We start from the raw sequence: 14,680 nt of genomic DNA, 5'->3' as shown, positions 1-14,680 counted from the left end.
GCGGTAACGTAAACCAAACGTCAACGCCTGATGCGCCACAATCGCAGGATGCAGATCGGATGCGAAACGGACGCCGCCCCTGAGCAGGCCCCGGCGCGGGACAGGTCCCGGCGCGGGCGCATTCTCGGCCTCTCGGCCCTCGGACTCGCGTTCGGCGTCGCCTCCGGCGCGCTGTGGAACACCCTGCATCCACCTCAGTTCACAGCGACGGCCCTGCTGCAGGCCTCGTCCGCCGCAGACGAAGCGACCGTGGAGGCCCAGGCCCGCTTCGCGGTCTCCGCCACCGTCCTGTCGCGGGCCGCCGACCAGGAGAAGCTGGCGAGCGACCCGGATTTCCAGCCGACCCCGCTCGGCTCGCTGGACGGCCTCATGGCGGCCCTCGGCCTTTCCGAACACGCTTCCGAAGGCCGGAGCGCCGCGGCCCTGAGGGGCCTTGGCCAACGCCTCAGCGTCACCCGCCAGGGAGCATCGGATCTCCTCGAGATCGCCGTCCGGGCGCCCGCTCCCGAGAAGGCCGTCGCCCTGGCGAATGCGGTCGCGACCGCAACCGTGACGGAATGGTCCACCACGCGCAGCGAGACCGCGCGGCAGCAGTCGCAGCGCGCCGCCGCGCGGCTCGCCACCCTGCAGACCAAGTATTTCGAATCCGAGACCCGGCTCATCGCCGCGAGGCAGGACAGCGCGGGCGCCGACCCGGCCGCCGAGCTCGCCCGCGCCAAGGCCCGGGCGGCGGAGCTGCGGGCCAAGGTCGACCAGGCGCAACGCCTCGCCACGGCCGGCCGCGACGGCGAAGCGGGGGCCGAGCTCCCGCGCTCCCCCGCCCTGGACCGCCTGCAGGCGCGCGCCGCCGAAGCGGCCCGCGTGGAGGCAAGCTACCGGCAGACGCTCGGTCCGCGCCACCCGTCCATGGTGGAAGCGCAGCAGCAGTTGCGCGAGGCGCGCAAGGCCCTGGCCGACGAGGCGAAGCGCACGCTGGACAGCGCCAAGGCGGAGCTGGCCGCCGCGGAAGCGGCAGAAGCTGCGGCCGCCAAGCGCGCAGCGGCGGCGCAGGGCGCCCCGGACGCCGCGACGGCGCGGCTGCGGGCCCTTGAAGCCGAAGTGGAGGCGAACCGGGCCGCCTACGAGAAAGCCCTCGCGGGCCAGGCCTCATCGGACGCCATCGACGTCGCGACCGATTCCCTCCGCCTGCTCAACCCGGCCACGCCGGACGCCGTGCGCGCCTCGCCAGGAGCGGCCGTGGCGCTCGCGGCCGGGGCGGCCGTAGGGACCCTGATGGGGCTCGCCGCGGCCCTGCTGCCTTTGGGTCGCAGACGCCGCGGGCAAGCAGGGCCGGCCATGGCGGCCCCCGCGTCGGCCGGCGATGAGGCGCAGCTCTTCCAGGCAAGCCTCTCGGCGGCGCTGGCCACGCCGGCGGCGAGCGGCGAGGCTCCGGCCGTCGAGGCCCTCGAGGCGAAGCCGGAAACGCCGCCGTCCGAATCTCATGCGCCGACCCAGGGCGCCGCGGCGCTTGCGGCTGGCGACGGGCCAAGCCTGACGGAGGTTCGGGACAACCCGGACTCCCCCTACGCCCTCGCCCTGCGGGAGCTCGCCCGTTCGGTGCTGGCGCAAGCCGATCCCGCCGGCGGCCACACCGTTCTGGTGACCTCGCTCGTGCCGCGCTCGGGCAAGTCCACCCTGGCCGCCAACCTCGCCCGGGCCGCGGCCACCGGATGGCGTCGCGTCCTGCTGGTCGACGCCAACCGGCGCAACCCGACGCTCTCCCTCGCCTTCGGGCTCGGCGGCGAGCCCGGTCTGCTACGCAGCGGCGGCCGCGACCGCCCCGTGCACGCCCTGGATGGAGACTGGGGCCAAGGCCTGTTCTTCATGCCGGTGGACACCGCCCTGGGGGGCGTGGCGCCTGCCCTGCCGCTGGGCGCGCCCGTTCGCTTCGAGGGGGTCGCCGAGAACTTCGACCTGATCGTGATCGACGGCCCGGTGGCCGGGACCGAGCCGACCGACGCCGCCCTTGCGGCGAGCGCCGACCAGGTCCTGCTCGCCAGCCCTCCCGACCAGGAGGCCGACCCCTTCTGGGCCTCGGCTCTGCTGGCTGTGCCCCATGAGAAGCTGGTCGAGCTGCCCATGGCGGCCTGAGGGCCTCCCCGGCGCGCCACGGCATGGGTCAATGGCGGAGATTTGAGCGACCACCTTTCGGCCGTCATCCCCGGCGGCGCGAAGCGCCGGGAAGGGGATCCAGGGGGCACAGGCCGCCAGGGTTGGGGTTCGGGAACCGGGCAGGCGCGGCGCGCGCGGCTCTGGATCCCCTTCCCCTCCGCGCCTTCGGCGCTCCGGCCGGTGATGACGGCGGAGGACGACCGGGCGCTTAGCGCTGCGCCGGAAAGCGCTACTCCGGCAACACGCGCTCGATCAGGGCGTCGGCGTTCGGGACCAGCCCGTCCGCGCCCCAGCTCGACAGGCGGGGCTCGCCCCCGGACGCCAGGAGGCGGGCGGCGTAGGCGTCCGCGACCCCGCCGTCGCCTTCCGCCAGGGCGGCGAGGGCGGCGAGGCGGGAGAGGCCCTCGGTGAAGCGGCGCCCCAATGCTTCGGCGCCAGGGCGCCGTAGCCCGTCAGCAAGCCGTCGGGCCAGGATCTCGCCCGCGCTGCCGCCCGCCTGCCCGAGGCTCGCCAGCAGGGATTCCGTCCCTTCCGGCTCGCGGCTGGCGGCGCGCAGGACGTCGAGGGCCATGACGTTGCCCGAGCCTTCCCAGATGGCGTTCACGGGCGCTTCGCGATAGGCGCGCGCCAGGGGGAACTCCTCCACGTAGCCGTTGCCGCCCAGGCACTCCATGGCCTCGTAGAGCAGGTGCGGCGCCTGCTTGCAGACCAGGTACTTGGCGGCGGGCGTGACCAGGCGCGCATAGGCCGCCTCGGCGGGATCGTGGGCGGCCGCGTCGAAGGCGCGGGCGAGGCGCATCACCAGGGCGACCGCCGCCTCGACCTCCAGGGCCATGTCGGCCAGCGTCGCGCGCATCAGCGGCTGGTCGATGAGCTTGCGCTGGAACACCGTCCTGTGTCGCGCGTGGTGGACCGCGTGGGCGAGGCCCATGCGCATGAGCCCGGCGGAGGAGACGGCGCAGTCGAGCCGGGTCAGCTGCACCATCTCGATGATGGTCGCCACGCCCTTGCCCTCCGGGCCGATGCGCTCGCCATAGGCCATCTCGAACACGACCTCGGAGGAGGCGTTGGAGCGGTTGCCGAGCTTGTCCTTCAGCCTTTGGAATCGCAGGCCGTTCTGGCGCCCATCGGGCTCGAAACGCGGAACCAGGAAGCAGGTGAGCCCGCCTGCCGCCTGGGCCAGCACCAGGAAGGCGTCGCACATGGGCGCGGACATGAACCACTTCTGGCCGCTGATGCGGTGGTGGTCGCCGGCGGGCGCTGCGGAGGTGATGTTGGCGCGCACGTCCGTGCCGCCCTGGCGCTCCGTCATGCCCATGCCGAGGGTGACGGCCCCTTTCTCCCACCAGGGCCGAAAGGCAGGGTCATAGGCGCGCCCGACGATGCGGGGCAGCCAGCGCGACAGGGCGTCCGGCGCGGCGGCGAGCGCGGCCACGCTGGCGTGGGTCATGGTGACGGGGCACAGGTGGCCGCTTTCCACCTGGGTGGCCATGTAAAAGCGGGCCGCGCGCAGGGCCGCGCCGGACGGGTGGGGCCGACCTTCGAGGGGGTGGCTCGCGGCGGCGTCCCAGGTCGAGGCGTGCAGGCCGGCCGAGAGGCTCCGGGCCATGAGGCCGTGGTAAGCGGGGTGGCACTCCACCACGTCCAGGCGCTCGCCGCGGGGGTCCACGGCGCGCAGGCGGGGCGGGCTCTCGTTGGCGCAGCGACCGAGGTCGGCCATCTCGCCGGAGCCCCAGGCCGCCCCGAAGGCGGCGTGCTCGGCCTCCTGCGCGGGCGTGGCGCCGGCCCGGGCGGCGGCGTCGCGCAGGGGGCGGTCGGAGAGGTAGAGGTTCACGTCCACAAAGGGCGGGGACTGGTTCATGGGCGCCTCCCGGGGGCAGTCTGGCGCATTCCGGGGCCGCCTGCACGCTGCAACCTGTTCGCGCATGGCCGCTCACGCTCGCTTCGGCGCCGGAAAGGCTCGCGCATCCGCGCGCGAACCCGTACGCTGGGCCCGCATGCCTGCCGACGTCACGCATCCGCCTCCTACGCCCGGCGCGGTCCTGCGCGGGCGCGCGGTTTCGCCCGGCTTCGCGTGCGGGCCCCTGTACGCGCTCCCGGAGGCGGACGCGGACGGGGAGGTGAACCCGGCGCGGGTGCGCGACGCGCCCGCGGGCGCGATCGTAGCCGCGGGCGACCTCACGCCCGCGGAGGTGGTCGCGCTCGACGCGCGGGCGCCCGCGGGGCTCGCCCTCGCGCGCGGGCGCGCGAGCGGGCACGTGGCCGTGATGGCGCAGGAGCGCGGGTGGCCGCTCGTGATCGCGCTGGGCGAGCGCCTGGGCGCGCTCGCGGGCGACGCGCTCCTGGACGGGGTCGCGGGCGAGCTCACGCCCGCGCCGGACGCGGAAGCGCTGCGCGCCTTCGCGGAGAGGCGCGCGGCCTGGGAGGCGCGACGCGCGCGCGACGCCGCGCTCCTGCCCGCGCCTGCGCGCACGGCCGACGGCGTCCCCGTGCGCGTCAGCCTGTCCGTGGACGAGATCGCGCAGCTGCGCGCGGTGGACCCCGCGCATGCGGACGGCATTGGGCTCGTGCGCACGGAGGCCATGTTCATGACGCGCGCGTCCACGCCCGGGGAGGAGGGCCAGCTCGCGCTCTACCGCATCCTGCTGCAGTGGGCGGGCGGGCGCCCGGTCACCATCCGCACGGTCGACCCGGGCGCAGGCAAGGCGCTGCCGGGCGTCGCGGACGGGGGCCTGCGGGGGGTCGCGTTCGGGCTCGCCAACCCGGAGCTGTTCCGCACGCAGCTGCGGGCGATGCTGCGGGCGGCGTGCTTCGGCGACCTTACGGTGCTGCTGCCCATGCTGGAGAGCCCCGAGCAGCTCGCGGGCGCGCGCGCCCTCCTCGACCAGGCCGCCGCGGAGCTCCGGCAGGCCGGCCGCAGCTTCGGCCAGCCCCGCCTGGCCATGATGGTGGAGACGCGTCCCGCCGTGGAGCGGATCGCGGAGTTCGCCGTGGACGCCTACGCGGTGGGGCTCGGCGACCTCGCTGCCGCCGTGCTGGGCCAGGCGCGCGACGCCGGCGACCCGGAGCCCGCGCGTCACCCGGCCGTGGCGGAGCACGTCCGCCGGGTGCTGGAGCACGCCCGCTCCGCCGGCAAGCCGGTCAGCCTGTGCGGCGCGGCCGCGGTGGAGCCCGAACTCATCCCCACCTGGCTGCGCCTGGGCGTGCGCGAGTTCTGCGCGCCCGCCCCCGCGCTGGCGGCCACCAAGGCGGCGATCGCCGCGGTGGACCTGTCCGCCGCATGATCGGAGCGGATTATTTCGCCCGGGACGCCGCATCCCTGGCGCACGACCTCATCGGGGCGACCCTCCTGTTCCACGGCGTCGGTGGCGTGATCGTGGAAACGGAGGCCTACGACCAGGAGGACCCCGCCTCCCACAGCTTTCGGGGCCCGACGCCCCGCAACGCGGCCATGTTCGGCCCCGCCGGCCACGCCTATGTGTATCGCAGCTACGGGGTGCACTGGTGCTTCAACATCGTATGCGGGCCTGGTCCCACCGGCCAGGCGGTTCTGGTCCGGGCCCTGGAGCCGACACAGGGCCTTGCGGCCATGCAGGGGCGCCGTGGCCTTGCGGATCCGCGCCTTCTCTGCGCCGGGCCCGGCCGCCTGTGCCAGGCGCTCGGGCTTTCGCGCGAGCACGACGGCCTGCCGCTGACGCGCCCCCCGTTCCACCTCCTGCCGGCGCATGGCCGCCCGCCCGTGCTGGCCGGCCCGCGCATCGGGATCACCAAGGGCGTCGAGACGCCCTGGCGCTTCGCGCTGGCGGGATCGCCCTATCTGAGCCGCCCGGCCCGCGGCGTCCCGCTGCAGCGGTGACGCCAGGACGCAGGCGTGGGACTTGCCGCCGTCCGGGAACCGCGATCCAAATACGGCATAGTAGGGAAGGCGGGGCCAGGCGCCGAGGAGGACAGCCATGACGACCGACTGGAAGGTGCCTGCAGACGAGCAGCCCGAACCCCACGAGTTCGCGTATGACCTCGACCGGGCGCTGTCGAGCGTCGTGGCCGTCACGGCGCGCGTGCCCGAGGAGGCCTTCACGGCCGACACGCTCGGAACGGAGCGGGCCGGCAACGGCGTGGTGATCCGGGACGACGGCCTCGTGCTCACCATCGGCTATCTCGTGACCGAAGCGCAGGAGGTGTGGCTCACCTCGAACGCCGGCCGGGTCGTCCCCGGGCATGTGGTGGCCTACGACCAGACCACCGGCTTCGGGCTGGTGCAGGCGCTGGGGCGGCTCAACGCGCCGGCCATGCCGCTCGGCGACTCGCGCAAGGTCGAGACCGGCGACCGGGTCGTGGTGGCCGGCGCGGGCGGGCGCACCAAGGCGGTGGCGGCCCACGTAGTCGGCCATCAGGAATTCGCCGGCTACTGGGAGTACGTCCTGGACAAGGCGTTCTTCACCTCGCCCGCCCACCCGCACTGGGGCGGCGCCGCCATGATCGGCTCGGAAGGCGAACTGCTCGGAATCGGATCGCTGCAGGTGCAGCATCCGATCGGCCGCGGGCGCGTGGCGCCGCTCAACATGATCGTGCCGATCGAATTGCTGCCCCCGATCCTGGACGACATGCTGAAGCTGGGACGCCCCTCGGGCCCGCCCCGGCCCTGGCTCGGCCTCTACGCCGCCGAGACGGATGACCGGATCGTCCTGCTCGGCGTGGCGGGGGACGGCCCGGCCCGGCGCGCCGGACTGCGCGAAGGCGACGCCGTGCTGGCCGTGGCCGGCAAGCCCGTGAGCGACCTCGCGGCCTTCTTCCGGCGCATCTGGGCGTTGGGCCCGGCAGGCGTCGACGTCCCCCTGACCCTGGACCGGGAGGGCGACGTCTTCGACGTCACGCTCACGTCCGCCGACCGCAACCGCTACCTGAAAGCGGCGCGCCTGCATTAGGGTTCGGGCGACGCTAGGCCGAGCGGCGAGCCGAAGGCGAAGCAATGCAGGGGCGGCGGAGGCGCTGGATTGCTTCGCTTCGCTCGCAATGACGGATCGAGGATTGCTCATGGCCGGGCTTGCCCCGGCCGTCCACGGCGCCGCGCAGGGCGTGGATCCCCGGGACAAGCCCGGGGATGACGGCGGGATGGCGAGGCGCTTTGGACTGATGAAACAGTCGCGAAGGAGCTCCTGGCCACCGGCCATGGGTTGCTTCGTCGCGGCGCTCCTCGCAACGACGGAGGTGACTTCGGGCCTAGGTTCCCACCGCGTCGGTGACGCATTTCTTGGTGAAGCTCGTCTTGGCGGCGCCGGAGAGCTTCTTCTCGGACGCGGAGGTGTCGCAGGTCTTGGCGGCGTCCGTCTGGCACTTCTTCATGAAGCTGTTCAGGGCGGCGCCCGCGAGCTTCTTTTCGGTCGCCTGAGCCTTGCACGAGGCGGCCTGCGCGAAGGCGCTGCCCCCCATCGCGACGACGAGCGCCGCGGCCAATGCGATACTGCGCATGTTGGTCTCCCTCTCCGGCGCGCACGGAATCGCGCCCTGCGCAGCATGGCCCCGCTTCCGCCTCCACGACAAGTCCCGCCCCCTGCGCTCTTTGGGCGGGGGGCGGTCGTGCCGTTTTCACCGGGCAAGTCCGATAACGTACGAAGCCCCTTCCCCGCCTCCCCGTGGTAGCCATCGGGTTGCCGAGAGCCTCCTGCCTCGTCCAAGCTGGCGTCAATGGGAGAAGCGTTCTTGAAGGATCGCCAGGGCACAGCCGAGGTTGACGGTCGCCTTGGCCGCACATGGGTCGGGTTTGCGATCGCCGTCGTAGGAGCGGCGCTGGCCGCAGGGCTCAGGGTGGCGCTGGCCGACGTCTTCCACGGATTCCCCTTCAGCACCTTCATGCCGGTGGTGGTCCTGGCCACGATCGTCGGGGGGCCATGGCCCGGCGCCCTCGCCTGCCTCCTGGGCGGATTGTCCGCCTGGTACATCGGGATGCCCCCGGCCTGGGCCTGGACGGGCAAGTCCCCGGGCTCGGCCATCGGCATCGTGATCTTCGGGCTCACGTCGGCCGGGATCATCGCGGCGGTGCGCTGGATGCAGAGCCTGCTCGCGCGAAGCAGGGAGGAACGGGCCACGATCGCGGCCCTGCTCGACAAGCAGCAGCGCATCTCGCAGGACCTGCAGGCCGCGCTGGCTCGCCTGGAGGTGGCGGTGACAGCCGGCGCCCTGGGCGTGTGGGAATGGGACCTCGCCACCGACGCCATGATGTATTCCCCGAAGGCCAAGGAGATCTACGGCTTCGGCCCGGACGACAGGGTCACGCTCAAGGCGGTGTCCCACGCCACCCACCCGGAGGATCTCGGACGCACGACGGAGCTGGCCCGGCGCGCGCTGGACCCGGGGATCCGGGCCAAGGAGCCCTACGAGTTCAGGATCCGCCGCCTGAACGACGGCGAGGAGCGCTGGCTGCAAGCCCACGGCGAGGCCATCTTCGACCATGTGGGCCGGCCCCAGCGCTACATCGGCACGATCCAGGACATCACGGCGAGCAAGGCCGCCGCCCTGGCGGTGCTGGAGAGCGAGTTGCGGCTGCGCCTCGCCATCGACGCAGGCCGGATGGCTGTGTGGTCCTACGATGTCCAGCGGCAGGAGATCATCGGGTCGCCCGAACTCTACCGGCTGCTGGGCTTCGATCCCGCACGACGGCCCAGCTTCGAGCAGATGCGGGCCGGCTATCCCCCTGGCGAAGAGGAGCGGGTGCAAGCCGCCGGGCGCGAAGCGCTGGAACGGGGCGAGCGGTTCTTCGAGGTCGAGTATCGCTACGGACGGGCCGACGGCGCCGAGCGTTGGCTGATGATGCGGGCCGAGATCGTGCTCGACGACGCGGGCCAACCCCGGCGCGTGGTCGGCGTGGTGATCGACGTCACCGAGCGGCGGCAGGCGGAGGAGCGTCAGCAGATCCTGACCGCCGAGCTGACCCACAGGGTCAAGAACATCCTGGCCGTCGTCCAGTCGATCGCGGACATCACCCTGCGCCGCTCCGCGGACCTGCCGACGGCGAGGCAGGCCCTGGCCGGCCGGCTCTCGGCGCTCGCCAAGGCGCACGACCTGCTGTTCGCCGGCGGGGCGGAGCGGTCGCCGCTGCGCCGCATTGTTGACGAGGCCACGCTGTCCTTCGGCCCCGACATCCAGGCGCGCGTGCAGCGCTCCGGCCCGGACGTCTTCACGCCGGGGCGGCTGACCACGCCGCTCAGCATGGTGCTGCACGAGCTCATCGTGAACGCCATCAAGTACGGCGCGCTTTCGAACGAAGAGGGCCGGGTGGACATCGGCTGGAGCGTCGAGGGCGGGCTGCTGACCCTGACCTGGACCGAACAGGGCGGCCCACCCGTGACCCCGCCCACCCGCCAGGGGTTCGGCTCGGTGCTGCTGCAGAGAAGCCTGGCCCGAGACCTCGGGGGGCGCGTCGAGATCGCCTATCCGGAAACCGGCGTGCGCTGCGAGATCACCGTCGGGTTGGGCGAGAGCTAGGGTCCAGCGCGGCAGCGCTTCGTGCGTGGGAGAGTGCGGTCCATCGCGATCCGGGCCGCCGGCGACGCGTGGAAGCTCGGGAAAAGCCCGGGCATGACGGCGAACACCACAGCGTCGGGCCGGCCGGGATCGCGTGTCGGCGCCCGCTTGGCGAAGCCCGGCCTGTTTCTCCTGAGGACACCGGGGACAGGCCCCAGATGTTCTGATCCGGTGTAGCACGCCAGACCTAATGGTCGCCGGCAGGAACCCGAGTATCGTGGTTTTGGACAAGTGTGTCCGTCTTCACATGCCGCTTGTTGCGACTGTGTCAGAATTCTCCTCAAAAATCCGAAGCAATCGAAATCTCGAGTAAGCGCGTCCACCAGCACGGTAGGAGCAATGCTATGGCTCGATTCGATTCCAATACTCGCCGGCAGCCCGACATCGACTTCGACGCGATTATCGATTCCGCGAAGCGCGACCGCGAACAGGCCATGGGGCACACGCTGCGCTTCATCGGCTCGCTGTCCCCCATCACCAAGCGCGGCATCGCCATGGGGACGACAGCCTTCCTGGTCGCGGCCGCGATGTTCTGGACGGTGATGCTGACATCCCCGCCGAGAAGCGAGGCGGACACCCGGAGGGCGGCCGGGGCCTCGACGGAGGCTTCCTTGCCCGGCTTCATGAAACAGGTCACGAACGTGACCTGCCACACCTTCAATTCCTGCCCGTGACCGAAGGAGGCGCAGATGGCTCACCGCATTTCGGCCCCCGACAGGCACGCAGCCCTGCTCGAAACGGCCATCAAATGGGTTGCGCTCGGGATGCTGGCTGTCCTGCTCTCGGGCGCGCTGTTCTGGATCTCGCCCATGCAGACGGAAGGCGACGCCGGCGCACAGGACTATCAGGCGAGTTCCCCCGCGACCGACTGACGCCGCTCCGTTGCGTAGAAGCGGTGGGCCGGCCATCGGACGCCCGAAGCGCCGCCGGGGAGGCGGATCCGCGGGTAGCCCCGCGCTCCGCCTTCGCCACGCCGGCGCGGCTCAATGAGCCGTTGCGCCCGACCCGGCCTGCAGCTGCTCGATCTTTTCCTTCAAGTGCAGCTTCTTGATCTTCAGGAGCCGGAGATCGCTCGCGTCCACCCCGGGGCGCGTGGACAAGGCCCTGATCTCGTAATCCAACTCGCGGTGGCGTTGAAGCAGCGCGTTGACCAGGTTGCTGGATGGCATTGGCGTCTCCATTCGCGAAGCCCCCCTGCCGCCCATTGTGCGCAAACGAACATTCCCTTCAAGCGAAGGCTCTGCATATCGCGGATGCTTGGTTGCGCCCGGGCCCCATCGCAATTCTAAATAGGCATCTCTTCGAATTGATGAATTCTTCGCCATCTCGCAATTTGCCTCGAAGGGAGGGAGACGGACATGCGGTTGGCGGACGACATAGCGGCAGCGCGGGACACAGACCTCTTGGGCGAGGCCATGCTGGATCTCCTCAGCGCGCGGCTGGCCGCCTACGGCGTAAGCGTTGGCCGCCGGGACTGGCGGTCGCTGGACCTCGAACAAAAGGCCGAGCGGGTCAACAACGCCCTGGACCGTCTCGTCGAGCGTCACCTCCCGCTTGCGCCCAACGCCTTCCCGCCGGCCGGCCACGACAGGGCCCGCCCTGCGCGCAACCGCCCGGCTCAGACATAGCCCGTCGAGCCATCCGGCCGGATGGGCACCTTGCGCGTCCAGTTCACGTAGTCCTCCGTGCCCAGGATCTCCTCGTTGATCTCGACGCCCCAGCCCGGGCGGTCGGGCCGCAACTCGAGGTAGCCGTCCCTGGGCAGGTACGGATCCTTCACGTACCAGGCGCCCTGCAGGCGCTGCTCCTCCGAGGGCTTTTCGTCCTGGCCGGTTCCGAAGACGTAGCCCGGCCCCTGCGGAAGCCGGTATTCCAGGATGCGGAAGTTGGGCTGCGCGGCGCAGAAATGGAGGCTCACGGCTGTCGCCAGCGGTCCCATGGGGTTGTGCGGCGCAACGGTGACGTAATGCGCCTCGGCCAGGGCGGCGATCTTGCGCATCTCGAGCAGGCCCCCGACCACGCATACATCCGGCTGGATGATGTCGCAGCCGCGCACCTGCAGGAGGCGCAGGAACTCGAAGCGGCTGTAGAGGCTCTCGCCGGTGGCGAGCGTGCAGGCGAGGCCGCGCTTCAGCTCGGCCCAGGCCTCGAAGTTCTCCGGCCGGATCGGCTCCTCGAAAAAGAGAGGATCGTAGGGCGCCAGCGCATTGCCGAGCTGGATCGCCTGCTGGATCTCGAAGATCTTGGCGTGGGCGTCGAAGGCGATCTCGTAGTCGGTGCGCACCGTTTCGCGCACCTGGCGGAAGTACTCGGCGCTGGTGCGCACCACCTCGCCCCACCGGTGGCGGTGGATGTCGATGCGATAGGGGCTGAGCTTGAACGCCGTCAGGCCCCAGCCCTCGTTCAGGGCGTCGAACTGCTCGCGCGCGGCGCCCGGGTCCGGCGCGGTGTACACGCCGGCGTAGACGCGCACCCGGTCGCGGGCGGCGCCGCCCAGGAGCCTGTAGACGGGGACGCCCAGCGCCTTGGCGGAGATGTCCCACAGGCAGTGGTCGATGGCGGAGATCGCGGCCAGGCCCAGCGCCCCCGGGGGGAAGCGGGCCTGCTGCATGAGCTTCATGATCAGGAACTCGATGCGCGTCGGGTCCTCGCCGCGGATGAAGTCCATCAGGTATTCGAGCAGCGGCGGCAGCGCCTTGTCGGGGCCGTGGTTGTAGCACTCGCCCCAGCCGGTCAGGCCGTCGTCGGTATCGATGGCGACCACGACGCGCGGCCGGTCCTTGTCGCGCGACATGAAGGCGCGCAGCCGTTCGATCTTCATGATGGGGTCCTCCGTGTGCGCCTGGGCCGCAGAGTGGGGCCCCTGCGCGCGCCGCGCAGGGGTTGAGAAGTGGCATGCGTGTCCGCTACAGCTCTTGATTGCATCATGGCCTTTGCGAACGCGGGATTGAACCGGCTGCATGAACGGGTGACCACAGGTGGCGGACGGATGTGACCGGCGCGAGCCGGCCGCCGAAGAGCCGGCGGCTGTCGCGCAGCAGCAGGATCCTCGCCCGGCGTCCGAGCCTCGGGACGGCGGGGCCGGGCAGACGGCCCGGCGCGCGGGGGCGTCGTTCCTGAGGAAGGCGGCGTACGCCGGCCTCGCGCTGCTCCTGTGCGGCGTCCTCGGGGCGGGAGGCGTCGTCGCCTACTACGCCGCGGGGCTGCCTCCGATCGATCAGCTCACCGTGCCGAGACGGCCGCCGAACATCGCCATCCTGGCGCGCGACGGCTCGTTCCTGGCCAACCGCGGCGCCACGGGCGGGCGCGAGGTCTCCCTGGACCAGCTGCCGGCCTACCTGCCGAAGGCCTTCGTGGCCATCGAGGACCGGCGCTTCTACGACCATTGGGGCATCGACCTCATGGGGCTCGTCCGCGCAGCCTACCGCAACCTGACCCGCGACGGAGGCCTCCAGGGCGGCTCGACGCTGACGCAGCAGCTCGCCAAAAACCTGTTCCTCACGCCGGAGCGGACGGCCTCCCGCAAGATCCAGGAAGCCATCCTGGCGCTGTGGCTGGAGCACACCTACAGCAAGGACCGGATCCTCGAGCTCTATCTCAACCGCGTCTATTTCGGCGCGGGCGCCTATGGGGTCGAGGCGGCGGCCCAGCGCTACTACGGCAAGCCGGCCAGCGCCGTGTCGGTGTCGGAGGCCGCCACGCTGGCGGGCCTCGTGCAGGCCCCTTCGCGCCTCGCCCCCAACCGCAACCCCGACGCCGCGCGGGCCCGCGCCGAACTCGTGCTCGCGGCCATGGGCGAGCTCGGCTTCATCGCCCCGGACGCGGCCAGGACGGCGTTCGAGGCGTCGCCCGAGCCTGTCCGTCCCCATGCGGCGGGCTCGGTCAATTACGCTGCGGACTACGTCACGCAGGAGCTCGACGACGTGGTGGGCGGGGTCGACTCCGACGTCGTGGTCTCGACCACCCTCGAGCCGTCCCTGCAGGCGGCGGCCGAGCGGGCCCTGGTCGACGCGCTCAACGCCAAGGGCCAGAAGCTCAACGTGAGCCAGGGCGCCGTGGTCGTCCTGCGGCCGGACGGGGCCGTGGCGGCCCTCGTGGGCGGCCGCGACTACGAGGCCAGCCAGTTCAACCGGGCGACCTCCGCGCGGCGCCAGCCAGGCTCGTCCTTCAAGCCCTTTGTCTACCTGACGGCGCTCGAACGGGGACTGACGCCCAACACCGTCCGCAGCGACTCGCCGGTGAACATCAACGGCTGGCGGCCCGAGAACTACGACCGGGGCTATCGAGGGCCGATCACCTTGCGCAACGCCCTCGCGCTCTCCCTCAACACCGTGGCGGTGAAGCTCAACATGGAGGTCGGGCCCAAGTCCGTCGTGCAGACGGCGCAACGCCTGGGCATCACCTCGCCGCTCCAGGCTGACCCTTCCCTCGCGCTCGGCACCTCCGAGGTGACGCCGCTGGAACTCGTCGGCGCCTATGCGAGCTTCGCCAATGGAGGCTTCAGGGTCGCGCCCTACGCCATCACCGAAGTGAAGACTGCGGACGGACGGGTCGTGTTCGACCGTTCGGCGTCCGGCGACCCGGACCGCGTGATCGAACCCGGCGTCGACGCCATGATGAATGCGATGATGCACAACGTCTTCGTCATCGGAACGGCCAAGGCGGCGCAGGTGCCGGGCTGGTCCATGGCGGGCAAGACCGGCACCAGCAACGATTACAAGGACGCCTGGTTCGTGGGATTCACCGGCAACCTTGTCGCCGGCGTGTGGCTCGGCAATGACGACAGCACGCCCACCGAGGGCGTCTCCGGGGGCAACCTGCCGACCGACGTCTGGCATAGCTTCATGAAGGTCGCCCTCCGGGACCAGAAGCCGATGGGCCTGCCGGGCGTGGCTGGAGCCGGACAGGCTTCGGCCGCTGAGGGCGGCCGGGCCCGAGCTCATCGTCCCCGGCGCCACAAGAACTTCTTCGAAAGGCTGTTCGGCCTCTGACGTCCAGCCATTCGGCG

The 14,680-nt window shown here is 71.8% G+C and carries 13 protein-coding genes; 9 read left to right on the top strand and 4 right to left on the bottom strand.

Features of this window, described 5'->3' with window-relative positions; translation table 11 throughout:
* Positions 1–48: 48 nt before the first annotated feature.
* Positions 49–2,130, top strand: a complete 2,082-nt coding sequence (locus tag SLNSH_RS18595; protein ID WP_106338638.1) for a GumC domain-containing protein — start codon at positions 49–51, stop codon at positions 2,128–2,130.
* Between the two features lie 250 nt (positions 2,131–2,380).
* Here SLNSH_RS18595 and SLNSH_RS18590 read toward each other — a convergent pair whose 3' ends face one another.
* A complete protein-coding gene (locus SLNSH_RS18590) occupies positions 2,381–4,012 on the bottom strand; it encodes an acyl-CoA dehydrogenase family protein (protein ID WP_106338634.1) in 1,632 nt (543 codons plus the stop codon).
* 136 nt (positions 4,013–4,148) lie between these two features.
* Here SLNSH_RS18590 and SLNSH_RS18585 point away from each other — a divergent pair, with 136 nt between their 5' ends.
* From SLNSH_RS18585 to SLNSH_RS18575, 3 genes are all read left to right on the top strand, one after another.
* Entirely contained in the window at positions 4,149–5,435 is a 1,287-nt protein-coding gene (locus tag SLNSH_RS18585; protein ID WP_158266820.1) for an aldolase/citrate lyase family protein, read from the top strand.
* Positions 5,432–6,007, top strand: coding sequence for a DNA-3-methyladenine glycosylase (locus SLNSH_RS18580; RefSeq protein WP_106338626.1), 576 nt, complete (start codon positions 5,432–5,434; stop codon positions 6,005–6,007). Before SLNSH_RS18585 ends, SLNSH_RS18580 begins: the two co-directional genes overlap by 4 nt.
* A 97-nt stretch (positions 6,008–6,104) precedes the next feature.
* A complete protein-coding gene (locus SLNSH_RS18575; RefSeq protein WP_106338621.1) occupies positions 6,105–7,076 on the top strand; it encodes a S1C family serine protease in 972 nt (323 codons plus the stop codon).
* Between the two features lie 295 nt (positions 7,077–7,371).
* Here SLNSH_RS18575 and SLNSH_RS18570 read toward each other — a convergent pair whose 3' ends face one another.
* On the bottom strand, positions 7,372–7,620 hold the full coding sequence (locus SLNSH_RS18570; protein ID WP_106338619.1) for a hypothetical protein: 249 nt from the start codon (positions 7,618–7,620) through the stop codon (positions 7,372–7,374).
* A 231-nt stretch (positions 7,621–7,851) separates the two neighbouring features.
* On the opposite strand from SLNSH_RS18570, the gene SLNSH_RS18565 reads away from it, so the two are divergent.
* From SLNSH_RS18565 to SLNSH_RS18555, 3 genes are all read left to right on the top strand, one after another.
* Positions 7,852–9,633: a PAS domain-containing protein gene (locus SLNSH_RS18565; RefSeq protein WP_158266819.1), complete on the top strand. Its 1,782-nt coding sequence runs from the start codon at positions 7,852–7,854 to the stop codon at positions 9,631–9,633.
* A gap of 383 nt (positions 9,634–10,016) precedes the next feature.
* Positions 10,017–10,346 carry a hypothetical protein gene (locus SLNSH_RS18560; protein ID WP_106338615.1) on the top strand — a complete coding sequence of 110 codons (330 nt, stop codon included), beginning with the start codon at positions 10,017–10,019 and terminating at the stop codon, positions 10,344–10,346.
* A gap of 15 nt (positions 10,347–10,361) precedes the next feature.
* Entirely contained in the window at positions 10,362–10,544 is a 183-nt protein-coding gene (locus SLNSH_RS18555; RefSeq protein ID WP_106338613.1) for a hypothetical protein, read from the top strand.
* 111 nt (positions 10,545–10,655) lie between these two features.
* On the opposite strand, the gene SLNSH_RS24955 is transcribed toward SLNSH_RS18555, so the two are convergent.
* Positions 10,656–10,841, bottom strand: coding sequence for a DUF465 domain-containing protein (locus SLNSH_RS24955; protein WP_158266818.1), 186 nt, complete (start codon positions 10,839–10,841; stop codon positions 10,656–10,658).
* A 189-nt stretch (positions 10,842–11,030) separates the two neighbouring features.
* On the opposite strand from SLNSH_RS24955, the gene SLNSH_RS18545 reads away from it, so the two are divergent.
* Complete coding sequence (locus SLNSH_RS18545; RefSeq protein WP_106338609.1) at positions 11,031–11,300, top strand: hypothetical protein; 270 nt, start codon at positions 11,031–11,033, stop codon at positions 11,298–11,300.
* On the opposite strand, the gene SLNSH_RS18540 is transcribed toward SLNSH_RS18545, so the two are convergent.
* Positions 11,291–12,493 (bottom strand): mandelate racemase/muconate lactonizing enzyme family protein, encoded by a 1,203-nt coding sequence (locus SLNSH_RS18540; RefSeq protein ID WP_106338607.1) that lies wholly within the window; start codon positions 12,491–12,493, stop codon positions 11,291–11,293. The two genes, SLNSH_RS18545 and SLNSH_RS18540, sit on opposite strands and share 10 nt — an antisense overlap.
* Positions 12,494–12,650: 157 nt before the next feature.
* On the opposite strand from SLNSH_RS18540, the gene SLNSH_RS18535 reads away from it, so the two are divergent.
* The gene (locus tag SLNSH_RS18535) at positions 12,651–14,663 is read left to right on the top strand and encodes a transglycosylase domain-containing protein (protein WP_106338604.1); all 2,013 of its coding nucleotides are present in this window, start codon (positions 12,651–12,653) and stop codon (positions 14,661–14,663) included.
* Positions 14,664–14,680: the final 17 nt, after the last annotated feature.

Origin of the sequence: Alsobacter soli (assembly GCF_003004785.1) — a bacterium.
Classification (GTDB): domain Bacteria; phylum Pseudomonadota; class Alphaproteobacteria; order Rhizobiales; family Beijerinckiaceae; genus Alsobacter; species Alsobacter soli.
The sequence above is the reverse complement of the archived record's forward strand: the minus strand, read 5'-3'. Positions and strand labels throughout refer to the sequence as shown.